The following is a 20,825-nucleotide window of genomic DNA, read 5'->3' as shown; positions in this document are numbered from 1 at the left end:
GCCTCAGCGGACCAGGCAGGGCTTCTTGTTGTCGAAGGTCCAGCCGGGGATCAGGAACTGCATGGCGGCCGCGTCGTCGCGGGCGCCGAGGCCGTGGTCGCGGTAGAGGGCGTGGGCCGCCTCCACCGCCGCCATGTCGAGCTCGATGCCGAGGCCCGGCCGCTCCGGCACCCGCACGAGGCCGCCGCGGATCGCCAGAGGCTCCTTGGTCAGGCGCTCGCCGTCCTGCCAGATCCAGTGGGTGTCGATCGCCGTGACGTTGCCCGGCGCCGCCGCGGCCACGTGGGTGAACATCGCGAGCGACACGTCGAAGTGGTTGTTCGAGTGCGAGCCCCAGGTCAGGCCGTGGTCGCGGCACAGCTGGGCCACCCGGACCGAGCCGGCGAGCGTCCAGAAGTGCGGGTCCGCCAGCGGGATGTCGACGGCGCCGAGCTGGATCGCGTGGTTCATCTGCCGCCAGTCGGTGGCGATCATGTTGGTCGCGGTGGGCAGGCCGGTGGCGCGGCGGAACTCGGCCATGATCTCGCGGCCCGAGAACCCGCCCTCGGCGCCGCAGGGATCCTCCGCGTAGGCCAGGACGTGGCCCTGGCCCTTGCAGAGGCGGATCGCCTCGTCGAGGGACCACGCGCCGTTCGGGTCGAGCGTCACGCGGGCCTTGGGGAACCGCTCGTGGATCGCGGTGACGGCGGCGATCTCGTCCTCGCCGCGCAGCACGCCGCCCTTCAGCTTGAAGTCGTTGAAGCCGTACTGGTCGTAGGCGGCCCCGGCGAGCCGGGCCACGGCCTCGGGGGTCAGCGCCTCCTCGTCGCGCAGGCGGAACCAGCCGTCGCGGGCACTCGGCGCCCGGTAGCCGAGATCCGTGCGGGTGCGGTCGCCGACGTAGAACAGGTAGCCCAGCATCTCGACCGCGTCGCGCTGCTGGCCCTCGCCCAGGAGCGCCGCCACCGGCACGTCGAGGTACTGGCCGAGCAGGTCGAGGAAGGCGGACTCGACCGCCGTCACCGCGTGGATGGTGATGCGCAGGTCGAAGGTCTGGAGGCCGCGGCCGCCGGCGTCGCGATCGGCGAAGCGGGTCCGCATGGCGTTGAGCACCGCGTTCCAGGCGCCGAGCGGCTGGCCGATCACGAGGTCCCGGGCATCCTCCAGGGTCCTGCGGATGCCCTCGCCGCCGGGAACCTCGCCGAGGCCGGTGGCGCCGGTGGAGTCGGTCAGGATCACGAGGTTGCGGGTGAAGTACGGCCCGTGCGCGCCCGAGAGGTTGAGCAGCATGCTGTCGTGGCCGGCCACCGGCACCACCGTCATAGCGGTCACGGTCGGCGTGTGGCGGGCGGCGTGGCGGCTCTCGTTCGACGTGACGTGATCCTTGGCGTGATCCTTGGCGTGATCCTTGGCGTGATCCTTGGCGTGATCCATGGCGTCCTCCTCGGGGGCCCCCGGCCGGTCTTCGCCGGGCGCGGGGCGGGATCGTTGCGGAGCCGGACCGGCCGGGGCCGGCCCGGCGGGCGGGTCAGTGGGCCTTGAGCTCGACGCGGCGGATCTCCCCGACCACCACGAGGTAGCAGAAGCAGGCGACGAGGGCGTTCAGGCCGACGAAGACCAGGGCGCCGTTGAACGAGCCCGTGCTCTGGACGATGTAGCCGATCGCGATCGGCGTGGTGATGCCGGCGGTGTTGCCGAAGGTGTTGAACAGGCCGCCCGAGAGGCCGCCGCTCTCCCGCGGCGAGGTGTCGGCGACGACCGCCCAGCCGAGCGCGCCGATGCCCTTGCCGAAGAAGGCCAGCGCCATCAGCCCGACCACGACCGCGTCCGCCTGGACGTAGTTGCAGCCGATGATGCTCATCGACAGCAGCATGCCGCCGACGATCGGGATCTTGCGGGCCGCCGTCAGCGAGAAGCCGCGGCGCAGGAGCAGGTCGGAGATCACGCCCCCGAGGATGCCGCCGATGAAGCCGCACAGCGCCGGCAGCACCGCCGCGAAGCCGGCCTGCAGGATCGACAGGCCGCGCTCCTTGACGAGGTAGACCGGGAACCACGTCAGGAAGAAGTAGGTCAGCACCGTGATGCAGTACTGGCCGACATAGATGCCGAGCAGCATCCGGTTGGCGAGCAGCTGGCGCAGCGTCCGGCCGGCATCGCCCTGCCTGCCCCGGCTCTGGCCGTCCATGTCGAGCAGCGCGCCGCCGGCCTCGATGTAGTCCCGCTCCGCCTGGTTCATCGCCGGGTGGTGCTTCGGGCTGTCGACGACGCGCAGCCACAGCACCGCGAAGGCGATGCCGAGCAGGCCCATGCTGGTGAAGACGTGGTGCCAGCCGAACGTGTGGACGATCCACGCCATCAGCGGCGTGAACAGCACCGTGGCGAAGTACTGCGCCGAGTTGAAGAACGCCGAGGCCATGCCGCGCTCCCGGGTCGGGAACCACGCGGCGACGATCCGGGCGTTGGCGGGGAAGACCGGCGCCTCGGTGAGGCCGACGGCGAGCCGCAGGGCGAAGAGCAGCACCACGGCGGTCAGGCCGGTGAAGAAGCCCACGGCGCCCTGGACCAGCGTGAAGGCCGACCAGAGGGCGACGGCGGCGGCGTAGACCCACTTGACGCTGTAGCGGTCGAGGAGCCAGCCGCCCGGGATCTGGGCGAGGACGTAGGACCACGCGAAGGCCGAGAAGACGTAGCCCATCTGGACCGGCGAGAGGCCGAGTTCCTTGGCCATGTCGGGCCCGGCGATCGAGATGGTCGCGCGGTCGGCGTAGTTGATCGTCGTGGCGGCGAACAGCATCGCCACGATCAGCAGGCGGACGCGGGTGCGGCGACCCGCGTCGGCGGCGGCGAGCAGGGTGCTCGGCGCGCCGGTCGAACTGGCACTCATGGACGTTCTCCCTGGCTCGTCGCCATCCGGTTGATCCGGGAAGCGGGTCGTGGCCGCCGTTGGCTCGGCGGATCCGTCTTGGGTGTCGAGGCGGGGGCTCAGCGGCGGTCGCCGATCAGGGCCGTCAGCTCGGCGCGCTCGGCCGCGTCGAGCTCGGTCAGCGGCGGCCGGACCGGGCCGGCGTGGCGGCCGACGGCGCTCATGCCCGCCTTGACGATCGAGACCGCGTAGCCGCGCTTGCGGTTGCGGATCGCGATGTAGGGGAGGACGAAGTCGCGCAGCTCCCGGTAGACCGCGTCGCGGTCCCGGCGGCGGACGCTGTCGTAGAAGGACAGCGCCCATTCCGGCAGGAAGTTGAAGATCGCCGAGGAGTAGGTGGTGACGCCCATCTCCAGGTACGGCAGCGCGAAGGTCTCGGCGGTGGGCAGGCCGCCGATATAGGTCAGGCGGTCGCCCAGCGCCGCGTAGACCCGGGTCATCAGCTCGACGTCGCCGACGCCGTCCTTGAAGCCGACGAGGTTCGGGCAGCGCTCGCACAGGCCGGCCAGCGTCCGCTCGTCGAGCTGGGCGTTGGCGCGGTTGTAGACGATGATCCCCAGGGCGGTCGCGCGGCAGACCGCCTCGATATGGGCGGCGAGACCGGCCTGCTCGGAGCCGACCAGGTAGGGCGGCAGCAGCAGGATCCCGTCCGCGCCGGCGGCCTCGGCGGCCCGGGCCATCTCGACCGCCAGGGCGGTGCCCTGGCCGGCGGGGGCGATGACCGGGGTCCGGCCGCGGGTCTCCTCGACGGCGGCGCGCAGGACGCGGTCGATCTCGGCGGGCGTCAGCGAGAAGAACTCGCCGGTGCCGCCGGCGGCGAACAGGCCCGACACCTTGTAGTCGGCGAGACGTCCGAGATTGTCCCGGTAGGCGGTCTCGTCGAAGCTGAGGTCGTCGCGGAAATGCGTGACCGGGAACGACAGCAGGCCGGAGCCCAGCACGCGCGCCATCTCGGCCGGGTTCATGCTCGCCATCGATCCTCTCCCTGGAACGCACCGTTCGGTGTCGCGTCCGGGGTTAGGCGCCGGCGTTAAATGCGTCCAACGTTGATTTTGGCTGGATTATCCCGGATCCTGCATCAATGTTCGATCTCGGCCACGCCCGCAGCTTCGTCGCCGTCGCCGAGGAGATGCATTTCGGCCGGGCCGCGACGCGGCTGAACCTGACCCAATCGCCCCTGTCGCGGCAGATCCAGATGCTGGAGCAGACGCTGGGCGTGACGCTGCTGGAGCGGACCACCCGGGCGGTGCGCCTGACCCCGGCGGGCCGCACCTTCCTGGCCGAGGCCTACCGGGTGCTGGCGGCGGCCGAGAACGCCGCCCGCATCACGCGCCGCGCCGCTCGGGGCGAGAGCGGGGTGCTGCGCCTCAGCTTCACCGCCGCCTCGGCCTACCGGACGCTGCCGCAGGTCGTCGCCCATGTCCGCCGGACGCTGCCCGAGGTCGACCTCGTGCTGGAGGAGATGGTCTCGGACGAGCAGATCCTGGCGCTGGGCGAGAACCGCACGGATCTCGCGATCCTGCGGCCGGCCCCGGTCCTGCAGGATCCGAAATCCGCGATCGCCACCGCGCCGCTGGCGCGCGAGCGGCTCCTCCTCGCGGTCCCGCGCGGGCACCGCCTCGCCGCGGCGCGCGCGCCGACCCTGAGGGACCTCGACGGCGAGGCCTTCGTGACGTGGTCGCCCCGGGGCGGCCGCTACTTCATCGACCTGCTCGACCGTCTGTTCGAGGCCGGGGGCGTGCAGCCCCGGATCGTGCAGCGGGTGAACCAGGTCCACGCGATGCTGGCCCTCGTCGGCGCCGGCATCGGCGTCGCGCTGGTGCCGGGCAGCGCCCGGGGCAACAGCATGGCCGACATCCGGCTCCGGCCGATCGCCCTGCCGGCCGCGACCGGACCGGAGCTGTGGCTCGCGTGGCGCAGCGACAACGCCAATCCGTGCCTGCCCTCGGTGCGGGCCGCGGCGCTGGAGACCGGCGAGGCGTGACCGCCGGCGCCGCCCTGGAAAGTCGCCGCCGCCGGCGATAGGCTGCCCGCTCGCCCCGCTTCCGGTCGCGCTGCCGGCCGGGGCCGCCCCTCCCGGATCAGGCAGGCACCATGAGAGTTTCGGCCGACCTCTGCATCGTGCCGATGGGCGTCGGCCCGTCGGTCTCGCCCTACGTGCGGGAAATCAAGGGGATCATCGAGTCGAGCGGGCTCACCGCCACGATGCATCCCAACGGCACGAACATCGAGGGCGAGCTGTCGGAGATCTGCTCGCTGGCGGAGCGGTGCGAGGCGAGGCTCGCCGAGCTCGGCGTCCAGCGGACCTTCTTCACGCTGATCTTCTCGACGCGCCGGGACAAGGACCAGTCGATGGCCGACAAGCTCGCCGCGGTCTCCTGACCGCGCGCCCATCGCCCGCCATCCCGGGGTCGCGCCGCGGAGCCGGTGATGCAGTGCCGGGGTCGGCAGGTCTCACACCGACGGAGCGTCGCGATTCCGGGCCCGCCTTCGGCGCCCCGAAACGAGAGCGCCTGACCCTCTGGTAGGCCTGATCTCACCGAGGTCGGGACGACGACGATCGCGGAGCCTGTCCCGAGCCAGGCGCGGGTCCCCTCTCCCGTGCGGGAGAGGGACAGGGTGAGGGATCAGGTCTGTCCGAACACAGCGCACCCTGACCGAGCCGCGACGGCGTGCGATCCGGAAACGTCGTGCCCCTCACCCCAACCCTCTCCCGGGCGGGAGAGGGGGCGCGTTGCGGCTGTCTCGACCGCAGATGCGTCGCGAGACCGTCGAGCCGCGATCGGGAGCGGCCCTAGCCGTGGCAGGCGCAGCCGGCATGCTCGCAGCCGGCGTGATCCTTGTGGCCGTCCGCGCAGTCGTCGCAGCAATAGGCCTTGCCGTCCCGCGACACGGCCTTGGCGACCGGGATCACGCAGACGCAGTCCTGGCAGGCGCACTTCACCATCTCGACGTCGACGCTGGCCATGATTTCCTCCTCCGGCGGGACAGTCCGCTTGTCGACGTTAGAGCCGCGACGGCGGCGAGGAAACCCTTCCCCGGGCGCGGTGACGCGCCCGTGATCCCATTCGCCCGCTCGCGCGTTCCCCCGGTCCGGTGATCGCTGCGCCGGGTGGGAGGGCGCTATGGCCGAGCAGAAGACCGACGACGTCCGGATCGAGCCCTATGACGGGCCGGCGGGCGGCTGGGGCTCGGCCCGCTCCCTCGTCGAGATCCTGACCCGGGAGGGCGTGCCGGTCACCGGCTCGGCGATGCTGCTGAAGCAGAACAAGCCGGACGGGTACATGTGCACGTCCTGCGCCTGGGCGAAGCCCGCCAAGCCGCTCGCCTTCGAGTACTGCGAGAACGGCGCCAAGGCGACCGCCTGGGAGCAGACGCGCCGCCGCGCGACGCCGGATTTCTTCGCCGCGCACACCGTGACGGAGCTCCTCGGCTGGAGCGACTACGCCCTGGAGGAGCAGGGCCGCCTGACCCACCCGATGCGCTACGACCCGGCGACGGACCGCTACCGGCCCGTCGCCTGGGCGGAGGCCCTCGCGGAGATCGGCCGGGAGCTGAAGGACCTGCGCGTGCAGGATCCGCGATCGGTGGTGTTCTACGCCTCGGGCCGGGCCTCGCTGGAGACGAGCTACATGTGGGCGCTGCTCGCCCGCCTCTACGGCAACAACAACCTGCCCGACTCCTCCAACATGTGCCACGAGCCGACCTCGGTGGCACTGCCGCAATCCATCGGCGCGCCGGTCGGCACGGTGCTCCTGGAGGATTTCGAGACCACCGACCTGATCTTCTTCTTCGGCCAGAACGTCGGGTCGAACGCGCCGCGGATGCTGCACCCGCTCCAGGAGGCGCGACGCCGGGGCGCGCAGATCATCACCTTCAACCCGCTGCGCGAGCGCGGGCTGGAGCGCTTCACCGACCCGCAATCGCCGGTGGAGATGCTCACCCGCTCGTCCACGAAGATCTCGACGCAGTACCACCAGGTGAAGGCCGGCGGCGACCTCGCGGCCCTCACCGGCCTGTGCAAGGCCCTGCTCGCCCTGGACCGGGCCGCGGAGGCCGCCGGCCGGCCCCGGGTGCTCGACCACGCCTTCATCGCCGAGCACACCCACGGGTTCGAGGCCTTCGTCGCCTTCTGCGACGGGCAGGACTGGGCCGCGCTGGAGCGGCGCTCCGGCCTCACCCGGACCGCGCTGGAGGCCGCAGCCGGGGTCTACGCCCGCGCGAAGGCGGTGATCGGCATCTACGGGATGGGCCTGACCCAGCACCGCAAGGGCACCGAGACCGTCCGGATGCTCGTGAACCTGCTGCTCCTGCGCGGCAATATCGGGAAGCCCGGCGCCGGGATCTGCCCGGTGCGGGGCCACTCGAACGTGCAGGGCCAGCGCACCGTCGGCATCACCGAGAAGCCCGAGCTGGCGCCGCTGGACAAGCTGCGGGAGCTCTACGGCTTCGAGCCGCCGCGGGAGAAGGGCCTCAACACCGTCGAGACCTGCGAGGGCGTCCTCGACGGGCGCGTGAAGGCCTTCGTCGGGCTCGGCGGCAACTTCCTGCGCGCCGTGCCCGACACCGCCCGGATGGAGCCGGCCTGGCGGCGGCAGCGCCTCACCGTGCAGATCTCGACCAAGCTCAACCGCTCGCACCTCGTCAACGGCGCCGTCGCCTACATCCTGCCCTGCCTCGGCCGGATCGAGATCGACCAGCAGGCGAGCGGCCGGCAGGCGGTGTCGATGGAGGATTCCACCGCGCGCTTCCACGGTTCCCGGGGCGTGGCCGAACCGGTCGGGCCGCACCTGCGCTCCGAGCCCTGGATCGTGGCGGAGATCGCCAAGGCGACGCTGCCGCCCAATCCCCGGATCGACTGGGATGCCTGGGTGGCCGATTACGGGCGGGTGCGCGACGCGATCGAGGCGACCTACCCGAGCGTGTTCCACGACCTGAACGGCCGGATGTTCCAGCCCGGCGGCCTGACGAAGCCGCTCGGCGCCCGCGACCGCAAATGGGAGACCGAGACCGGGAAGGCGAATTTCGCGGTGCCCGAGGGCCTCGAGGCCGACCCGGACCTGCCCGAGCGCGGCCCGGACGTGCTCGACCTGATCACGCTGCGGTCGAACGACCAGTTCAACACCACGGTCTACGGCTACGACGACCGCTTCCGCGGGGTGAAGGGCACCCGGGACGTGCTGTTCATGAACCGGCGCGACATCGCGCGGCTGGGGCTGAGGGACGGGATCAGCGTCGACGTGGCGACCGAGGCGGACGACCATGTGCCGCGGCGCGTGGGCGGCCTGCGGGTGATCGCCTACGACATCCCGGAGGGCAACTGCGCCGGGTACTACCCGGAGCTGAACGTCCTGCTGCCGCTCTGGCACCACGACGAGCAGTCCAAGACCCCCGCCGCCAAGGCGATCACCGTGCGGGTGACGGCCGCGACCGCCGCGCCCTGAGCGGAGCGTCTGGCGTCCGGTCGCGCCTTCCGGCAAGGAACGACGATGGACCAGGCGACTCCCCCCGACGCGCGACCGGACGCCCCGGCGGACTCGCGGCTGCGCGCGCTCGTCGGCCGGATCGCCGCCGCGGCGCCCCTGCGCGAGCCGGGCGCGGACCTGTCGCAGCTGAGCGCCGCGCCGGGCGCCCTCGCGGCCGTGCCGGATGCCGGCCTCGTCACCGACGCCGAATCCGGCGGCCTGGCGCTCGTCGGCGCGGACCTGTCCCGCGCCCGCATGGAGGAGGCCGACCTCTCCGGCGCGAACCTGCGCGGGGCGAGCCTCACCGGCGCGGTCGGGCGCTCGACCCGCTTCACCGGGGCGATCCTGGAGGCGGCCGACCTGTCCGAGGCCGATCTCTCCGGCGCGGACTTCACCGGCATCGTCGCCGGGCAGGTGAAGTTCGCCGGGGCAATGCTGGAGGATGCCCGGTTCGGCGAGGCCGCGATGCGCTTCGCCGACCTGTCCGGCGCCCTGCTCGACGGGACCGACTTCGCCGGCGCCGATCTCTGGGGCGCGGATTTCTCCGGTGCGGATGCGGACGACACGGTCTTCCGCGGGGCGCGGCTCGACGAGGCCAAGCTCGCAGACGCCAACCTGACCCACGCGGATTTCGCCGAGGCCAGCCTGACCAAGGCGAGCCTCGCCGGCTCGCGGCTGCGGGGCGCCCATTTCACCGGCGCGAAGCTCGACGGCGCCGATCTCTCCGGGGCGGATCTCTCCGACACCGACCTCGTGCGGCTCAACCTCGCCACCTGCCGGCTGCGGCACGCCCGCTTCGCCGGCGCGTGGCTCAACGGCACGCGGATGAGCGTGGAGCAGCTCGGCGGGGCGGTCGGCGAGGAGGTGGCCGGCGCCTACGAGGCCGCCCAGGCGAGCTACCTCGCCCTGGAGCAGAACTGGAAGAGCATCGGCAGCCACGACGCGGCGAGCTGGGCGTACAAGCGCGGCCGCCGGATGGGCCGTTTCCACGCCGGGCAGCAGGCCCGCGCCGCGTGGTCCGACCGGGACTGGTCCGGCGTCCTGCGGCACGGCTATCGCTGGACCGCCGACCGCTTCGTCGAGTGGTTGTGCGATTACGGCGAGAGCCTGTCGCGCATCGCGCGCGCCTTCGCGCTGCTGATCGTGCTGTTCGGCGGGCTCTTCGGCCTGACCGGCGGCCTGTACATCCTGGAGGGACCGGACGCCGGGCCGACCTACAACCCCCTCGATCTCCTGAGCTACAGCGCGCTCAACATGATGACCGCGAACCCGCCGGAGATCGGCCTGAAGCCCACCGGCCGCGTCACCAACCTTCTGGTCGGCATCGAGGGCGGCGTCGGCATCATCCTGATGGGACTCTACGGCTTCGTCCTGGGCAACCGCCTGCGACGGTGAGGCCGCCAGCTCCGGAGCGGCGCCCCGCTATCCGGGCTGTCCTCAGTCGTTCACGCTGAGCCGGTCGATCACGAGGCTCAGATCCTTGCGCAGGGCGCGGATCTCCGGCTCGCTGAGTTCGAGCTGGCACATCACGCTCTCGCGGACCGAGACCGCGTCGGCGCGCAGGGCGGCGCCCTCCGGCGTCAGGGCGATCTCGACCTCGCGCTCGTCGGACTGGCGCCGGGTCCGGAGCAGGAAGCCCGCGCTCTCCAGGCGCTTCAGCACCGGCGTGAGGGTGCCGGAATCGAGGCGCAGGCGCCGGCCGATCTCCGAGACCGTGACGCCGTCCTGCTCCCACAGCACCAGCAGAACGAGATATTGCGGATAAGTCAGTCCGAGCCGCTCGAGCAGCGGCCGGTACGACTTGGTCATCCGATGCGCGGCAGCATAGAGCGCGTAGCAGAGCTGGTTATCGAGCAGCAGCGGATCCGTCTCCGGCTGCGCCTCAGCCGTATCGGCACTGTACGCCATATCGTTCGCCCATCGCGGTCCACGCACCGCCACACTCGACCGCGACCGCGGGTTCGTCATCATACCATAACACGGGATGCCGGCGCGCAAGCTCCGAGCGTCGGGCCCGTTCTCTTAACAACCCTATGGGGTTCGTCTCCCGTCCACGACGGGCGGGAGCGCCGCCAGTGCGTCGAGGAAGCCCGGCTCGTCCTCGAGCGTCCGGAGATCCAGGCGGACGGCCTCGTCGCTGATCCGGCCGATCACCGGCACCGGGAGCCGGCGCAGATCCTCGGCGAGCCGCCGGCACCGCCCGCCCGCGCCGCGGCCGCCCGCGGAGACCGGCGTCAGGACCAGGGCGGCGCTGGGCAGGGTCTCCACCGGCAGGGCGCCGGATCCGATCTGGCTGATGCAGTCGGCGACCGCGACCGTGGCGCGGCCGGCGAGCCGCTCCGCCACCGCGGGGGCGAGGCGCTCGGCCTGCGCGGCGATCGCGTCGCGCGCGCGGGTCAGGAGCCGCAGGGTCGGCAGCTCCGCGCGCAGCCGCTCGGGGTGCAGGTAGAGCCGCAGCACGGCCTCGAGCGCCGCGTAGGTCATCTTGTCGACGCGCAGGGCCCGCTTCAGCGGGTTCTTGCGCACGCGGGCGATCAGGTCCCTCCGCCCCGCCACGATGCCGCACTGGACCGCGCCGAGCAATTTGTCGCCGCTGAAGGTGACGACGTCGGCCCGCTCCAGGGCGGCGCGGACCGTGGGCTCGGGGGGCAGCCCGTGGGCCGCGAGGTCGACGAGGCTGCCGCTTCCGAGATCGTCCGCCAGCGGCACGCCGCGCTCCCGGCAGAGGGCGTGGAGGGCGACGGGATCCGCCGCCGCGGTGAAGCCCGCGATGGCGTAGTTGCTCGGGTGCACCTTCATCACGAGGCCGGTGCGGGGCCCGAGGGCCTCCGCGTAGTCGCGCAGGTGGGTACGGTTCGTGGTGCCGACCTCGCGCAGGCGGCAACCGGCCCGCACCATCACGTCCGGCACCCGGAACGAGCCGCCGATCTCCACGAGCTCGCCGCGGGAGACCACCACCTCCCTGCGCATGGCGAGCGCGTTCAGCACCAGCAGGACGGCGGCCGCGTTGTTGTTGACGACGACCGCGGCCTCGGCGCCGGTCAGGCGGCAGATCAGGGCCTCGACATGATCGTCCCGCTCGCCGCGGGCGCCGGTCTCGAGATCGAATTCGAGGTTGCTCGCCTGCACCATCACGGCGGCCACCGCCTCCGCGGCCGAGCGGGGCAGCAGGGCGCGGCCGAGATTGGTGTGCAGAACCGTCCCGGTCAGGTTGAGGACCGGCCGCAGGGACGGGCGCCGCTCGGCGGCGAGGCGCGCCGACGCCGCCGCCCGGATCGCCGCCGCGTCCGGGACGGGACCGCCCCCCGCCCGGAGCCCGGCCACCACCGCCCGGATCGCGTCCGTGAAGGCCGTCCGCCCGTAGGTCTCGAGATCGGCGGGCGGCGCGCCGCCGACGAGGCGCTCGACCGAGGGAATCCGGCGCGGGGACGGCGCCGGGTCGACGGCCTGAGGGGTGGGGGCGGGTCCGTTCATGTCAGGCCAGAGATAACCATCCCGCTGCACGGAGCCAGCCCGTCGACGCGCGGATAATTCGCGCAGGTTGTTCCGGTCCCGGCCCGACGGTAAGGGCAGATCCTGAAATCGGCGCCCGAGAGTCCATCGCACCCGCGCGGGGCGGGCTCGGCCACGCCAACCCCGCCGAGCCTTCTCGGGAGACGTCGCCATGTCCCGACCTTCGATCCAGATCCACCCGATGATCCTGTGCGGAGGGACGGGGACGCGGCTGTGGCCGGCGTCGCGGGAGAGCATGCCCAAGCAGTTCGCCCGGCTGGTCGACGCCGAGCGCTCGACCTTCCAGGCGACGCTGGCGCGCGTGTCGGACGCCACCGTCTTCGCGACGCCTACCGTCATCGCCTCGGCCGAGGCCCGCTTCATCGTCGCCGAGCAGCGCGACCAGCTCGGTCTCTCCGCCGACATCCTGCTCGAGCCGCAGGGCCGCGACTCCGCCGCCGCCGTGGCGGTCGCAGCCCTGCACGCCGCCGCCAGCGACCCGCAGGCCGTGGTGCTGATCATGGCCGCCGACCACGTCGTGCCCGACACGGCCGCCTTCGTGGACGCCGTGCAGCGCGCGGCCGCCGGGGCGCGCGCCGGCTACACGATGACGCTCGGCATCGAGCCCGACCGGCCGGCCACCGATTACGGCTACATCCGCCGCGGCGAGCCGATCGCCGAGGCCCCGGGCGCGGCCCGCGTCGCCCGCTTCGTCGAGAAGCCCGACCGGGCCGGCGCCGAGGCGCTGATCACCGACGGCGCCCTGTGGAACTCGGGCTACTTCCTGTTCCGCGCCGACCTGATGCTGGCCGAGCTGGAAGCGTTCGTCCCCGAGGTGCTGGCGGCCGCGCGCGCGGCCCTGGAGGCGGCGGTGACCGACCTCGACTTCGTGCGCCTCGACGCGACGGCCTTCGCTCAGGCGCCGAAGATCTCGATCGACTACGCGGTCATGGAGCGGACCGCCCGGGCCGGCGTGCTGCCGGTGTCGTTCGCGTGGTCGGATGTCGGCACCTGGGACGCGGTCTGGCAGGTGCTGGACCACGACGAGGCCGGCAACGCCGTGCGCGGCCGGGTGTCGCTGATCGGCACGAAGAACAGCCTCGTGCACAGCCAGGGCGAGGGCCTGACCGCGGTGGTGGGCCTGGAGGACGTGGTGGTGGTCTCGACCCCCGACGCGGTGCTGGTGGCCTCCAAGGCGCATTCGGGCCAAGTGAAGGAGCTGGTCGGCGCGCTGCGGGCCCGCGGGGAGCCGGAGGCGGACGCGCATCTGCGGATGTACCGGCCCTGGGGCTGGTACCAGCGGATCGACATCGGCGAGCGCTTCCAGGTGAAGCGGATCCAGGTTGTGCCGGGCGGGCGGCTGTCGCTGCAGAAGCACTACCACCGGGCGGAGCACTGGGTGGTGGTGCGCGGCACCGCCGAGGTGACGATCGACGAGCGGGTGGTGCTGGTCCACGAGAACGAGGCGGTCTACCTGCCGATCGGGTCGATGCACCGGCTGGCCAACCCGGGCAAGATCCCGCTGGAGCTGATCGAGGTCCAGGTCGGCTCCTACACCGGCGAGGACGACATCATCCGCGTCGAGGACATCTACGGACGCTGAGTGCCCAGGCGGCCAGCCTGCGACCCGATCACCCGCGGGTGCGCCCGGAACATGCGGCCGCCCCGATCGATAGCCTAGCGTGTGGCCGCTCCCGTGCGGCCGCGCCGCAGCGTCGGGGATATCGCATGAAGCACAAGCCGCTCCGCGAGCAGGTCATCGTGATCACCGGCGCCTCGTCGGGTATCGGCCTCGCCACGGCCCGGATGGCGGCCGAGCGCGGCGCCCGGGTGGTGCTGGCGGCGCGCAGCGGCGACGCCCTGGCGCGCATCCGGGCCGAGATCGAGGGCGTCGGCGGCAAGGCGATCGACGTCGTCGCCGATGTCGGCCGGCGGTCCGACGTGCAGGCCGTGGCCGACCGGGCCGAGGCGACCTTCGGCGGCTTCGACACCTGGGTGAACGTGGCCGGCGGCTCGATCTACGGCCGGCTGCGCGAGATCAGCGATGCCGACCACGAGCGCCTGATCCAGACGAATTTCTGGGGAACCGTCTACGGTTCCCTCGTGGCGACCGAGCACCTGCGCCAGCACGGCGGCGCCCTCATCAACGTCGGCAGTATCGCCTCCGACCTCGCCTTCCCGTTCCAGGGCATGTACGCGGCCTCGAAACACGCCGTGAAGGGCTTCACCGACGCCCTGCGCATGGAGCTGATGGACGAGAACGCGCCGATCTCGGTGACGCTGATCAAGCCGGCCTCGATCGACACGCCCCTGCCCCAGCGGGCGCGCAACTACATGGACCGCGAGCCGAGCCTGCCGCCGCCGATCTACCCGCCGGAGGAGGTGGCGAACGCCATCCTGCACGCGGCCGTGCACCCGCAGCGCGACATCTTCGTGGGCGGCGCCGGCAAGGCCTTCGTGGCCGGCAAGGAACTCGCCCCCGGCGCCTACGACTATCTCACCCCGGCGATCATCGCCCTGCAGAAGCGCGGGAGCGCGCCGCGCAACCCGGACGGCGCGCTGCACGCGCCGGTCGCGGCGGGGGAGACGCGGGGCGACCCGCCCGTCCCGGTCATGCGGACCAGCGCCTATACCCGCGCGACCCTGCACCCCCTCGCGGCCGCGGCCGGTCTGCTGGGCGTCGGCGCGGCCACGGCCTTCGCGGTGCTCGGCACCTCGTCCGGACGCCGACGGCGCCTGTAGGGGGAGGCGCGATGGAGACCCTGCCCGGCCCCGCCCGGGCGGCACGGGAGGCCGGGAGCGGGACCGGCGCCGAGGCCGATCCCCAGATCGTGCCGCGCCGGATCGTGTCCCTGGCCGAAGACCGGACGATCGCCTACGCGGAGACCGGCGCCGGGCCGGATCTCGTGGCGATCCACGGCACGCTGATGTGCCTGGAGGACGTCTGGCTCGGCCCCGTGCCGGCGCTGGCCGAGCATTTCCGCGTGCTGGCCGTCGACCGCCCGGGCCACGGTTTCAGCCGGCGGCCGCGCGGCGGCGCGGCCGACATCTGGGATCAGGCGGCCTGTATCCGGCGAGCGGTGCGGCACCTCGGCCTGGAGCGTCCGGTCATCCTGGGCCACTCGTTCGGGGCCGCCGTCGCCCTCGCCTACGGCATGCTCCACCCGGACGAGGTCGCCGGCATCGTCGCCGTCGCGCCGATCTGCTTCCCTGAGCCGCGGCTGGAGCAGGTGCTGTTCGGGCCGCGGGCGCTGCCGTTCGGCGGCGACGCCCTGTCGGCGCTCCTGGGCGCCAGCAGCGACCGGGCGCTGCTGCCGCTCCTGTGGAACGCGATGTTCTTCCCGGAGGCGATGCCGCCGCGCTTCGCCCGGGACTTTCCCTTCGCCCTCGCGGGCCGCCCCGCGCAGATCACCGCCGAGGGCGAGGATGCGGGCTGGCTCTGGCCGGGTCTCACGCGCAGCGTCCTCAACTACCCGTTTCTGCGCCGGCCCACCCTCATCCTGGGCGGCAGCGCCGACCTGGTGGTGAACACCGACCTGCACGGCCGGCGCGCGGCCGGCCTGATCCCCGGGGCGCGGTTCGAGCGCCTGGCGGGGGCCGGCCACATGCTGCATCACCTTCAGACCGACGCGGTCGTCCGCGCGGCGCTGGCGGTGCACGCGGCCGCCTGACGGCCCCGCGCGGGGGCCGCAACTCAGCGGATGAGCGCCTTGATCTGCTGCTTGGCGCCCGCCTTCAGCCGGGCGAGCCCGCCGCGGGCCTGCCGCTCGCGCTCCTGCCGCAGCGTGCGCTTCTCGGCGTTCCAGGGATGCTCGTGCCGGAGGGTATGCTCCGGCGCGCGGACCCCGAAGCCGAGGGCGTAGGCGCGCCGCGGTCCGGCACTGAGATTCGGCCCGGCGCAGTGCAGGGTCCGGCAATCGTGGAAGGTGGCGCCGCCCGCCGGCAGCGGACAGGGGACCGCGCGCTCCACCGGAACCCCCAGCGCCTCGAGGCCGTGGATCCGCGGGTCGCCGCCGATGCTGCGATGGGTGAGGAGCGGCCCCCTGTGGCTCCCCGGGACGTAGAGCATGCAGCCGTTCTCCGGCGACACGTCCTGCAGGGGCATCCAGACCGTGATCGCCCGGTAGTTCGTGTAGGCGGCGTAGAAGGCCTCGTCCTGATGCCACGCGGTCGCCGCACCGATCTTCGGCGGCTTGCGGATCGCGTGCTCGAAGACGAGGGCCGCGCGGCTTCCCAGGAGCTGGCGCGACATGGCCAAGGCGTTGGCCCGGAACAGGATGTCCCGGAGAAGCGGCTCGAAGCGGGACGGATTGAGAAGTTGCGGGGAGCGCGCCTCGCCGGCGCCGCGGTCGATGTCGACGAGGTCGAACAGGCTCCCGTCCTTCCAGCCGCGCGCCTCCTCGAACAGGCGGTCGTAGGCGCCGCGCAGCGTGTCGAGCTCCTCCGCGGTGGTGATCGCCGGGACGGTGACGAAGCCGTCGCGCCGGAACGCGGCGATCTCGTCCTCGGTCAGGAGCCGGCTCGGGACGCGCCCGGCCGCCCGGCTGCCCGCGATCCAGCGGACGAGCCGCGACCGCGCCACGGCCACGCGGGCGGAGAGGCCGTTCCCGGCATCGGGGACGCCGAGACCCAGGCGATCCGGAATCGTTGCTCGCATCGCACCCTCCGCTTCGAGATGATCCCGCGAGGATGCCCGCGTTTAGTCCGATGCCTACAGTACCTATTCCTAGGTATGACTGCCCATTCCAGTCTCATGCATTTGTCTTCATCTTTGCCGCCCACCACCTCCAGTTGAGATTTCCGGCGGCACGTCTTGCTCGTACCGGGCGGGCGCCGCGGTCGGCCGCGCGGCTTCCTCACGCCGGTGCATCGCATTGACGGCATTCCCGAAACTGTTTCCTTTCATGTCCAATATTTAATGCGTCTCACAGGAATCTTTACGCGTTCAATGCGCGATGACGACGATAAATACGCATCGGTTGCTCGGAGAGAGATCATGAATATTTTAATGAAAGCTGCTGCGGTCGCGATCGTGTCGGCGTTGCCGGGGTCAATGTGCGTGACGGGCGCGCAGGCGATGCCGCTCCCGGCCGATCCGGGCCTCGCGGCGCCGATCACCCTGGTGGCGGGAGGATGCGGGCCGGGAGCTTGGCGCGGCCCCTGGGGCCACTGCCGCCGCACGCCCTATGTCGGGCCGCTGCCCGGCGGCTGGTACCAAGTGCGGGCGGGGAACGGCTGCCCGCCCGGCTACTGGCGCGGACCGTGGGGCCATTGCCGCAACACGCCGTATCACGGCCGACTGCCGAACGGCGGTTACCGGTAGCCGGTTACCCTTACCGTCGACGGTGCGCGGCGCCGGAGCGCTGGTGGGCGGTGAGGGACTCGAACCCCCGACCCTCTCCGTGTAAAGGAGACGCTCTACCAACTGAGCTAACCGCCCGGCCGGCGACCGTTACGGCATGGCGCTGGTCCGGTGCAAGGGTCCGCGCCCCGGATCCGCGTCAGAGATCGATGAGCCGCGCCGCCAGGGCCGGTCCGAGGCCGACGCTCTCCACGGGATCGGGCCTGGATCGAATCGACGCGGACGCGCCCGAAGCGAGAACCGCGCGGGTCCCGGCCTCGACCGAGCAGATCACCGGAACGGGAACCTGCGGGGCGATCCGCGCCGCGAGCCCCGCCAGACCGGCACCGCCCAGGATGACCGTCTCCGCGCCGGACGCCGCGCAGGCACGGCAGGCCTCGGCCAGGATCGCCAGGGCCGCGTCGGGGTCCCGGGCGATGGCGCCGCCGCTCGGAGCCACCGTACGGAGCGCCGCGAGGGCGTCGGACAGCCCGAGCGCCGCCACGAATTCCCGCAACATCCCCTCCCAGGCCGCCCCACCGGTGACGATGCCGAAGCGGCCGGCCGCGGCGGCCTCGTGGCAGGCCGCCTCCGCCATGCCGATCACCGGCACCCGCGACAGCTCGCGCAGCGCGAGAAGACCCGGATCGCCGAAGCAGGCCAGGTAGACCGCGTCGCACGCGCCCCCGTGCTCCGCGAGGGCATCGAGGGCCGCGTGGCCGGCGATCGCCGCCGCCGCCCGGCTCGCGATGTAGCGCGCGCCGAAACGGCCGGTGACGGCGCGCAGCTCCGCCCGGCCGCCGAGCTGCCGGCCGACATGATCGGCGACGAGGTCGGTGACGTGCGCGCTGGTGTTCGGGTTGATCAGCAGGATACGCATCCGGTCCTCCGTGCCTGGATCCGCGCACGAAGAAGCCCCCGGGGCTCAGGGCGCCGGGGGCTCGTCTCACTCAGTCAGGACGCTCAGTGGGCCACGAAGGCCGCGCCGTCCTCTTCGGTGCGGGCGGGCTTGGCCACCGGCAGCGGCTCCTCCCACTCGATCGCCTCCGGTTGGCGGACCAGCGCCTTCTCCAAGACCTGATCCATCCGCGAGACCGGGATGATCTCCAGGCCGTTCTTCACGCTGTCGGGCACCTCGGCGATGTCCTTGGCGTTCTCCTCGGGGATCAGCACCGTCTTGATGCCGCCGCGGAGCGCGGCGAGCAGCTTCTCCTTCAGGCCGCCGATCGGCAGGACCCGGCCGCGGAGCGTCACCTCGCCGGTCATCGCGACGTCTCGGCGGACCGGGATCCCGGTCAGCGTCGAGATGATCGCGGTGGCCATGGCGATGCCGGCCGACGGACCGTCCTTCGGGGTCGCCCCCTCCGGAACGTGGACGTGGATGTCGCGCCGGTCGAAGAGCGGCGGCTCGATGCCGAAGTCCAGGGCCCGGGAGCGGACGTAGCTCGCCGCCGCCGAGATCGACTCCTTCATCACGTCCTTCAGGTTGCCGGTGACCGTCATCTTGCCCTTGCCGGGCATCATGACGCCCTCGATCGTCAGCAGCTCGCCGCCGACCTCGGTCCAGGCCAGACCCGTCACCACACCGACCTGATCGTCCGCGTCGATCTCGCCGTAGCGGAACTTCGGCGGGCCGAGGAAGACCGGAAGGGTCTCCGGGGTCACCGCGACCGACTTGGTCTTGGTGATCAGGATCTCCTTCACCGCCTTGCGGATCAGGTTGGACAGCTCGCGCTCCAGGTTGCGGACGCCGGCTTCCCGCGTGTAGCGGCGGACCAGCATCATCAGCCCGTCGGCATCGATCGACCACTCGTGCGTCCCGAGGCCATGCTTCTTCAGGGCGTTCGGGATCAGGTGCTTGCGCGCGATCTCGACCTTCTCCTCCTCGGTGTAACCGGCGATGCGGATCACCTCCATCCGGTCCATGAGCGGGCCCGGGATGTTGAGGGTGTTGGCCGTGGTCACGAACATCACGTTCGAGAGGTCGTAATCCACCTCCAGGTAGTGGTCGTTGAAGGTGCTGTTCTGCTCAGGGTCGAGAACCTCGAGGAGCGCCGCCGACGGATCGCCGCGGAAGTCCATGCCCATCTTGTCGATCTCGTCGAGCAGGATGAGCGGGTTCGAGGTTTTGGCCTTGCGCATCGACTGCACGATCTTGCCGGGCATCGAACCGATATAGGTCCGGCGGTGACCGCGGATCTCGGCCTCATCGCGCACGCCGCCGAGCGACATCCGGACGAACTCGCGACCCGTCGCCTTGGCGATGGACTTGCCGAGCGAGGTCTTGCCGACGCCGGGGGGACCGACGAGGCACAGGATCGGGCCGGTGAGCTTGTTCGCCCGCTGCTGCACGGCGAGGTACTCGACGATCCGCTCCTTGACCTTGTCGAGGCCGAAATGGTCCTCGTCGAGCAGCGCCTGGGCGCCGAGCAGGTCCTTCTTGATCTTCGAGCGCTTGCCCCACGGGATGCCGAGCATCCAGTCGAGGTAGTTGCGCACGACGGTCGCCTCGGCCGACATCGGCGACATCTGCCGCAGCTTCTTCAGCTCGGCGGTGGCCTTGTCTCGGGCCTCCTTGGAGAGCTTGGTCTTCTCGATCTTCTCTTCCAGCTCGGCCAGCTCGTCGCGGCCATCCTCGGAGTCGCCCAGCTCCTTCTGGATCGCCTTCATCTGCTCGTTCAGGTAGTACTCGCGCTGGGTCTTCTCCATCTGCCGCTTGACGCGGGTCCGGATGCGCTTCTCCACCTGGAGCACGGAGATCTCGCTCTCCATCAGCGACAGCACGCGCTCGAGGCGCTGCGCCACCGTCGGAGTCTCCAAGATGCCCTGCTTGTCGGAGATCTTGACGAGCAGGTGCGAGCCGATCGTGTCGGCGAGCTTCGACGGCTCGTCGATCTGCGTCACGGCGGAGACGACCTCGGGGGAGATCTTCTTGTTGAGCTTGACGTAGTTCTCGAACTCCGAGAGCACGGAGCGCGCGAGCGCCTCGGCCTCGACGCGGTCGCCGAGCTCGTCGTGGAGCGCCTCGGCGGTCGCCTCGTAGAACTCGTCCGAGCGGGTGAAGTCCACGACCTTCGCGCGGCCGACGCCCTCGACCAGCACCTTTACGGTGCCGTCGGGCAGCTTCAGCAGCTGGAGCACCGAGGCGAGGGTACCGATCTTGTAGATCGCGTCGGTCGCCGGGTCGTCGTCGCCCGCGTTGATCTGGGTGGCGAGCAGGATGTGGCGGTCGGTGCGGACGGCCTCCTCGAGGGCGCGGATCGACTTCTCGCGGCCCACGAACAGGGGCACGATCATGTGCGGGAAGACGACGATGTCGCGCAGGGGGAGGACGGCGTAGGAGCCCGTCGAACCCGGGACCACCGGCTGGCGCGATTTCGACTGTGACATGCTGACTTCCTCTCAGGGACGCCCGGTTCGGCGCCCCCATGCACGGAGCGCGCCTACAGCCAGGTGCCGACCGGGCCGCGAGGGTCGGATTTCGCTAACTTTGCGGCTGGCGACGCGGACCGGACCTCGAAGGAGCGTGCGGCCACCGCGCTGAGCCTGAGGTGGCTGCGGGGGGGAGCGTTTTCAAGGCGGCCCCCGCAGCGCGCCCGGCCAGAGCCGGGCGCCTCATGCAACC

The 20,825-nt window shown here is 71.9% G+C and carries 17 protein-coding genes and 1 tRNA gene; 8 read left to right on the top strand and 10 right to left on the bottom strand.

Annotated features, from left to right (window positions below; genetic code table 11):
* Positions 1–3: 3 nt before the first annotated feature.
* The 3 genes from gudD to kdgD form a co-directional block, all read right to left on the bottom strand.
* A complete protein-coding gene (gene gudD, locus J3A75_RS00875; RefSeq protein WP_083374471.1) occupies positions 4–1,413 on the bottom strand; it encodes a glucarate dehydratase in 1,410 nt (469 codons plus the stop codon).
* 94 nt (positions 1,414–1,507) lie between these two features.
* Complete coding sequence (locus J3A75_RS00870; protein ID WP_024828163.1) at positions 1,508–2,863, bottom strand: MFS transporter; 1,356 nt, start codon at positions 2,861–2,863, stop codon at positions 1,508–1,510.
* Positions 2,864–2,961: 98 nt separating this feature from the next.
* Positions 2,962–3,876 (bottom strand): 5-dehydro-4-deoxyglucarate dehydratase, encoded by a 915-nt coding sequence (gene kdgD / locus J3A75_RS00865; RefSeq protein ID WP_071000522.1) that lies wholly within the window; start codon positions 3,874–3,876, stop codon positions 2,962–2,964.
* Between the two features lie 107 nt (positions 3,877–3,983).
* Between kdgD and J3A75_RS00860 the strand changes: the two genes are divergently transcribed.
* Entirely contained in the window at positions 3,984–4,886 is a 903-nt protein-coding gene (locus tag J3A75_RS00860) for a LysR substrate-binding domain-containing protein (protein ID WP_012322050.1), read from the top strand.
* A 110-nt stretch (positions 4,887–4,996) separates the two neighbouring features.
* Complete coding sequence (locus tag J3A75_RS00855) at positions 4,997–5,284, top strand: MTH1187 family thiamine-binding protein (protein ID WP_071000521.1); 288 nt, start codon at positions 4,997–4,999, stop codon at positions 5,282–5,284.
* A gap of 412 nt (positions 5,285–5,696) precedes the next feature.
* Here J3A75_RS00855 and J3A75_RS00850 read toward each other — a convergent pair whose 3' ends face one another.
* On the bottom strand, positions 5,697–5,870 hold the full coding sequence (locus tag J3A75_RS00850; protein ID WP_012322048.1) for a metallothionein: 174 nt from the start codon (positions 5,868–5,870) through the stop codon (positions 5,697–5,699).
* A gap of 157 nt (positions 5,871–6,027) precedes the next feature.
* Between J3A75_RS00850 and J3A75_RS00845 the strand changes: the two genes are divergently transcribed.
* Together J3A75_RS00845 and J3A75_RS00840 are read left to right on the top strand one after the other, a co-directional pair.
* A complete protein-coding gene (locus J3A75_RS00845; RefSeq protein WP_024828165.1) occupies positions 6,028–8,346 on the top strand; it encodes an FdhF/YdeP family oxidoreductase in 2,319 nt (772 codons plus the stop codon).
* 45 nt (positions 8,347–8,391) lie between these two features.
* Positions 8,392–9,762 (top strand): pentapeptide repeat-containing protein, encoded by a 1,371-nt coding sequence (locus J3A75_RS00840; RefSeq protein ID WP_012322046.1) that lies wholly within the window; start codon positions 8,392–8,394, stop codon positions 9,760–9,762.
* Positions 9,763–9,804: 42 nt separating this feature from the next.
* Here J3A75_RS00840 and J3A75_RS00835 read toward each other — a convergent pair whose 3' ends face one another.
* Positions 9,805–10,275 carry a MarR family winged helix-turn-helix transcriptional regulator gene (locus J3A75_RS00835; RefSeq protein WP_012322045.1) on the bottom strand — a complete coding sequence of 157 codons (471 nt, stop codon included), beginning with the start codon at positions 10,273–10,275 and terminating at the stop codon, positions 9,805–9,807.
* Positions 10,276–10,398: 123 nt separating this feature from the next.
* A complete protein-coding gene (selA, locus tag J3A75_RS00830) occupies positions 10,399–11,841 on the bottom strand; it encodes an L-seryl-tRNA(Sec) selenium transferase (RefSeq protein ID WP_071000519.1) in 1,443 nt (480 codons plus the stop codon).
* Positions 11,842–12,031: 190 nt separating this feature from the next.
* On the opposite strand from selA, the gene J3A75_RS00825 reads away from it, so the two are divergent.
* The 3 genes from J3A75_RS00825 to J3A75_RS00815 all read left to right on the top strand — a co-directional run bounded on the left by J3A75_RS00825 (position 12,032) and on the right by J3A75_RS00815 (position 15,530).
* Positions 12,032–13,462 (top strand): mannose-1-phosphate guanylyltransferase/mannose-6-phosphate isomerase, encoded by a 1,431-nt coding sequence (locus J3A75_RS00825; RefSeq protein ID WP_012322043.1) that lies wholly within the window; start codon positions 12,032–12,034, stop codon positions 13,460–13,462.
* A gap of 125 nt (positions 13,463–13,587) precedes the next feature.
* Entirely contained in the window at positions 13,588–14,601 is a 1,014-nt protein-coding gene (locus J3A75_RS00820; RefSeq protein ID WP_043075006.1) for an SDR family oxidoreductase, read from the top strand.
* A gap of 11 nt (positions 14,602–14,612) precedes the next feature.
* The gene (locus J3A75_RS00815) at positions 14,613–15,530 is read left to right on the top strand and encodes an alpha/beta fold hydrolase (RefSeq protein ID WP_209649638.1); all 918 of its coding nucleotides are present in this window, start codon (positions 14,613–14,615) and stop codon (positions 15,528–15,530) included.
* A 23-nt stretch (positions 15,531–15,553) separates the two neighbouring features.
* On the opposite strand, the gene J3A75_RS00810 is transcribed toward J3A75_RS00815, so the two are convergent.
* The gene (locus tag J3A75_RS00810; protein ID WP_053622301.1) at positions 15,554–16,516 is read right to left on the bottom strand and encodes a phytanoyl-CoA dioxygenase family protein; all 963 of its coding nucleotides are present in this window, start codon (positions 16,514–16,516) and stop codon (positions 15,554–15,556) included.
* A gap of 396 nt (positions 16,517–16,912) precedes the next feature.
* On the opposite strand from J3A75_RS00810, the gene J3A75_RS00805 reads away from it, so the two are divergent.
* Positions 16,913–17,182: a GCG_CRPN prefix-to-repeats domain-containing protein gene (locus J3A75_RS00805; RefSeq protein WP_373866326.1), complete on the top strand. Its 270-nt coding sequence runs from the start codon at positions 16,913–16,915 to the stop codon at positions 17,180–17,182.
* 41 nt (positions 17,183–17,223) lie between these two features.
* On the opposite strand, the gene J3A75_RS00800 is transcribed toward J3A75_RS00805, so the two are convergent.
* The 3 genes from J3A75_RS00800 to lon form a co-directional block, all read right to left on the bottom strand.
* Positions 17,224–17,299, bottom strand: a tRNA-Val gene (locus tag J3A75_RS00800).
* A 61-nt stretch (positions 17,300–17,360) separates the two neighbouring features.
* A complete protein-coding gene (locus tag J3A75_RS00795; protein ID WP_071000442.1) occupies positions 17,361–18,080 on the bottom strand; it encodes an aspartate/glutamate racemase family protein in 720 nt (239 codons plus the stop codon).
* An 83-nt stretch (positions 18,081–18,163) separates the two neighbouring features.
* Positions 18,164–20,590: an endopeptidase La gene (gene lon / locus J3A75_RS00790; RefSeq protein WP_071000441.1), complete on the bottom strand. Its 2,427-nt coding sequence runs from the start codon at positions 20,588–20,590 to the stop codon at positions 18,164–18,166.
* Positions 20,591–20,825: the final 235 nt, after the last annotated feature.

Source organism: Methylobacterium sp. PvP105 (assembly GCF_017876975.1).
Lineage (GTDB): Bacteria > Pseudomonadota > Alphaproteobacteria > Rhizobiales > Beijerinckiaceae > Methylobacterium > Methylobacterium radiotolerans.
This window is presented reverse-complemented; position numbering and strand designations above follow the sequence as displayed.